1 protein-coding gene is annotated in these 506 nt (G+C 37.4%); it reads left to right on the top strand.

All coding sequences use genetic code 11. The features are described 5' to 3' along the window. Positions 1-189 precede the first annotated feature (189 nt). Positions 190-477, top strand: coding sequence for a hypothetical protein (locus PSE7429_RS23100; RefSeq protein WP_040690574.1), 288 nt, complete (start codon positions 190-192; stop codon positions 475-477). The last annotated feature ends 29 nt before the right edge of the window (positions 478-506 follow it).

Here is a 506-nt window from a genome sequence, read left to right as displayed (position 1 = left end):
CGATACAGGATTTCCGCTATCTCTCTGGTGCAGGCTTCAGTCTCCTTTTCTTCTGGTGTCATTTGCTTGGACGGGTTAATTTATTTCTATTTTATCCCTCTTTTCTCCTAAGTATTTATACTCAGTGCCTAATTGAGATGCTCCCATTGCAATCTCATCCAAAACTCAGATGATTATGAAAGAAGTATCTTGATAGAAATTGGGGCTTTAGATAAAGGTGATCAACTTAGAAATGGTGGAATCCCATGTGTTCTTTTAACTGAAGACGAAGACACTAGATATATAAATATTCTTGCTGATTCTTCTGGATTTAGAGCTGGTGAATATGAAATATGGTCATATAAGGGATGCTCAAATATAGGAATTGCACAAGCTCTAAATTCATTTATAAATAAATATGCGCCTGGGACATCTGTGGTAGTCCATCGGGATAGAGACTATTTTAGAAGTTACGCATTGACAAAAGGGAGAAAATAGGCATTGAGTTAGCCAGCAATAGCCATAGC

The organism is Pseudanabaena biceps PCC 7429 (genome assembly GCF_000332215.1).
Taxonomy (GTDB): domain Bacteria; phylum Cyanobacteriota; class Cyanobacteriia; order Pseudanabaenales; family Pseudanabaenaceae; genus Pseudanabaena; species Pseudanabaena biceps.
This window is presented reverse-complemented; position numbering and strand designations above follow the sequence as displayed.